Raw genomic sequence first — 3553 nt, forward strand, 5'->3', positions numbered from 1 at the left:
TTGGTGTTTCAAGAAAGCGAGGGCAGTGGCAAAGTCGTCATTGATGTGGCGCAAGGTTTTAACAGCCAATGGACAGGTGATTTTTCAAATATAGCTGGCGCAACAAGCCTGGATGATGGGGTTGGCAATACCAATGCTATTGTCGCTGATACAGCTTGTTCAAGTGATCCCAATAACTGCGCCGCCCAACGTTGCCGAAACCTCAGTGTTGACTGGTATCTTCCGGCAAGAAATGAGCTGTCTGCAGTCCATGGCGCATTGTGTTCCAATCTTGCAATTCCCTGTAACTTTGGCGGGTTTTCGTCCGCGTTCTACTGGAGTTCGTCGCAGCACGACGACCTCGGCGCGTGGGGCGTGTTCTTCCCGTCGGGTCTCGACAGCTTCGGCAATAAGTTCGTCGGACAACCTGTTCGGTGTGTCCGGGCTTTTACCCCTTAACCCCTTTATCCCTTTTCTTTTGAGGCAGCGTAGCTGCCTCATGATTTCTTTAAAGACGAATGATTTGGATTTTTATTAATGGCTTTCTATACGGAGTTACCGGTTTATAAGGACAGTTATCAGTTGGTTCTGAGAGTGTTTGAGGTAACCCGTGATTTTCCAAGGGAATATAAATACACCCTGGGCCAGGATATGAAGCGCGATGCCCTTCATTTGCTTCGTTGTATTTACCGGGCCAACAAGCATCAAAACAGGATAGAGCATTTGGAGGTGTTTTTAGATGAGATGGAGTTATTGAAATTGGAAGTTCGCTTGTGTGTTGAGATGAAGCTGATATCACTTAAAAGGCAAGCCCAGTTAAGTGAACTCTTGACACGCATAGGCAAACAGGTGACTGGCTGGCGTAATGCCAGCCGAAAGCCAGAATCATGAAGGCTACGGTGTTCATGAGCGAGCATGCTTTTGTTTAAAAGCGACAAAGGGACTGTTGTATAGCAGCAGTTGATTCGTGTCTGCATAAGATGCCTTATGTAGACCAAAACGCCTTTGTATTGCGTTTGGCGGGTTTTCGTCCGCGTTCTACTGGAGTTCGTCGCAGAACGACAACAACAACGCGTGGAACGTGAACTTCCCGTCGGGTAACGACAACAACGACAATAAGAACAACGAACAACCTGTTCGGTGTGTTCGGGGTTTTAAACAAAGCAAAGTCACAATCGGTGTGGGCATTTAACAGGTCCACACCGATTGTGACTTTGCTTTGTTTAAAACCCCGAACGCACCTAACCCGAAGATTGTTGTTCTTATTGTCGTCGTTCTGGTTGCCATTGTTGAAGTTCTGGTTCCAGGCGTTGTTCGTAGGGTTGCCGGAAAACTCGGTAGAACTCCAGTAGTTGTCATTGGCAAAACCGCCCTAAACAATGAATAAAGGCGTTTTGGTCCGCACAAGGGGCCTTGTGCAAACGCGAATCAACTGCTGAGGCAGTCCCTTTATCGCTTTTAAACAAAAGCATGCTCGCTCATGAATGCCATAACATTCATGATTCCGGCTTATCGACTGGCATTACGCCAGCTGGTCACCTGTTTGCCTATGCGTACCAAGAGTTCACTTAACAGAGCTTGCCTTTTAAGTGATATCAGCTTCATCTCGACACACAGGCGAATTTCCAGTTTCAATAACTCCAGCTCATCTAAAAATAACTCCAAATGCTCTACTCTGTTTTGATGCTTGTTGGCCCGGTAAATACAACGAAGCAAATGAAGGGCATCACGCTTCATATCCTGGCCCAGGGTGTATTTATATTCCCTTGGAAAATCGCGGGTTACCTCAAACACTCTCAAAACCAACTGATAACTGTCCTTATAAACCGGTAACTCCGTATAGAAAGCCATTAATAACAATCCAAATCATTCGTCTTTAAATAAATCATGAGGCAGCCTAGCTGCCTCAAAAGAAAAGGGATAAAGGGTTTAAGGGTTAAAAGCCCGAACGCACCTAACCCGAAGATTGCCGAACTTACCGTCGCCGAGCAGGAAGCCATCGACGAAGTCCTGGCCCCAGGCGACGCTCGTAGGGTCGCCGGAAAACTCGGTAGAACTCCAGTAGAAGTCATTGGCAAAACCGCCAATGGCCGCCCTATTGGTAAATAAGCAGTTGAGTTGACCTGCGGATGTCAAATTATTTCCGGCTGGCAAAAACCAATCGTCATAGCAGGTGTTTCCTGCCTGACAGGGAGTGTTCCCTTGGGAGTCCACCTCAAAGTCATTACACAATTGTGCTGCATAAGGTGTGCCGCCATTACTGCCTAATGCAGTAACAATGGCTGTGGTATTACTGGCTCCATCGGTATCACTTTGCGCCCCAGCCCCAATCTCTGTGCCGAATCCTCCCCATGCAATAGCTGTGCTGTTATCCGCAGTGGCGGCAATCAGATTATTGCCTGTGTTCAAGCAAGCAATCGTTCCGCCAAAAGCCGGTTGTCCTACTGCGTTGGCCACGTAAGTATAGCCATTAGCTAGTGTGGCGCCACCTGCCGGCGTATTAATGACGACATCGACAGCTCCTGCGGTATGAGCAGGCGTGACGCCAGTCACCGTTGTAGAGTTGACGACAGTAACACTGGTGGCCGCTCTTCCTGCAAAAGTAACGCTTGTTGCCCCCATTAACCCGGTACCCGTTAAGGTAAAACCGGTTCCCCCTGATGCCGTTCCTGAGGTTGGGTTGATGGCGGTCAGCGTACTGCCTGATTGAATGGCAATGGCTGCCGTCAGCGCATTGGTATTGGTGCCTTGGATGGTGAAATTCGTTTGCGGCACCACCATATTTCCTGGTGTGTAAGTCAGTGTGCAACTGCCTCCTGGTGGCACATTGGCGCAGGTATTGCCTGTTTCGGTGACATTGCCATCCAGTGCCGTCCCTGTGAAATTTGATGTGATGTTGGTGGCCACCACCTCAAGGGTCGTGTTGGTAATCGTGAGCTGCCCCGTTGGGCCATTAACCGTTAGTGCTAAAGGAGACCCTGTGACGGTAATCACCGCATCCGTTATCGGTGGCGCCTGCGTAATGCGCAGAATATTGGCGCTACTGGGGCGATAGCACTGGTTAGTTGAACCTTGTTGGCAAACTACGGGACCATCCATAACCGGACTGTTTAACTGACTGCCGTTTATCTGTAAAGACAGAATGCAGGAATTCTTGCCTCTGAGAACAAAAGGATTTCCGCAAATATTGAGTCCCGTGGTGATTTGCGTAATGCCACGAATGGGCTGCATGGTTAAGGTGTGTGGCTTGCTGGATTGATTGGTGACTCGGTATTGCACCAAAGCTGTACCATTGGCAGGCACTGCCATCGTGGTAGCCGTCAGTGGCTCAAAGGTCCACAATGGAGTCCCTGCAAAAACGGTTGTCATCATGAACACTGAGCACAAGAAAGCCAGTATTCTATTCAAAAAAATGTTGTTGCTGTATCGAAGCATGGCCTTTGTCCTTATGCGATGTAAGTAAGATTGACTAACACCCCATGGGTGTAGAGGTGATTAAGGGCTAATCCTGAATTCATGGTCTGCCACAAAGCACGACCCAGTTCGCTTTTACCCCAGTCGGCAAACTCATAAC

At 48.6% G+C, this 3553-nt stretch carries 5 protein-coding genes and 1 pseudogene; 2 read left to right on the forward strand and 4 right to left on the reverse strand.

What is annotated here, in order from left to right:
• Both ELY15_RS14585 and ELY15_RS14590 read left to right on the forward strand, forming a co-directional pair.
• On the forward strand, positions 1 to 438 hold a 438-nt coding region (locus ELY15_RS14585), incomplete at its 5' end, for a DUF1566 domain-containing protein (protein WP_148111252.1).
• 78 nt (positions 439 to 516) lie between these two features.
• A complete protein-coding gene (locus ELY15_RS14590) occupies positions 517 to 870 on the forward strand; it encodes a four helix bundle protein (protein WP_127101304.1) in 354 nt (117 codons plus the stop codon).
• 297 nt (positions 871 to 1167) lie between these two features.
• On the opposite strand, the gene ELY15_RS14600 is transcribed toward ELY15_RS14590, so the two are convergent.
• From ELY15_RS14600 to ELY15_RS16480, 4 genes and pseudogenes are all read right to left on the reverse strand, one after another.
• Positions 1168 to 1338: a hypothetical protein gene (locus ELY15_RS14600; RefSeq protein ID WP_158617512.1), complete on the reverse strand. Its 171-nt coding sequence runs from the start codon at positions 1336 to 1338 to the stop codon at positions 1168 to 1170.
• A 150-nt stretch (positions 1339 to 1488) separates the two neighbouring features.
• Positions 1489 to 1830, reverse strand: a complete 342-nt coding sequence (locus ELY15_RS14605) for a four helix bundle protein (RefSeq protein WP_127101306.1) — start codon at positions 1828 to 1830, stop codon at positions 1489 to 1491.
• Between the two features lie 78 nt (positions 1831 to 1908).
• Positions 1909 to 3351: an IPT/TIG domain-containing protein gene (locus ELY15_RS14610; protein ID WP_233586821.1), complete on the reverse strand. Its 1443-nt coding sequence runs from the start codon at positions 3349 to 3351 to the stop codon at positions 1909 to 1911.
• Between the two features lie 74 nt (positions 3352 to 3425).
• Positions 3426 to 3553, reverse strand: a pseudogene (locus tag ELY15_RS16480) (porin family protein); the annotation flags it as partial.

This window comes from Legionella sp. km772 (genome assembly GCF_003989735.1).
Taxonomy (GTDB): Bacteria; Pseudomonadota; Gammaproteobacteria; order Legionellales; family Legionellaceae; genus Legionella.

Coding starts and splice junctions, on each gene's coding strand:
- ELY15_RS14605 (WP_127101306.1), bottom strand. CDS start 1,830: ATGGCTTTCTATACGGAGTTACCGGTTTATAAGGACAGTTATCAGTTG.
- ELY15_RS14600 (WP_158617512.1), bottom strand. CDS start 1,338: ATGACAACTACTGGAGTTCTACCGAGTTTTCCGGCAACCCTACGAACA.
- ELY15_RS14590 (WP_127101304.1), top strand. CDS start 517: ATGGCTTTCTATACGGAGTTACCGGTTTATAAGGACAGTTATCAGTTG.
- ELY15_RS14610 (WP_233586821.1), bottom strand. CDS start 3,351: ATGATGACAACCGTTTTTGCAGGGACTCCATTGTGGACCTTTGAGCCA.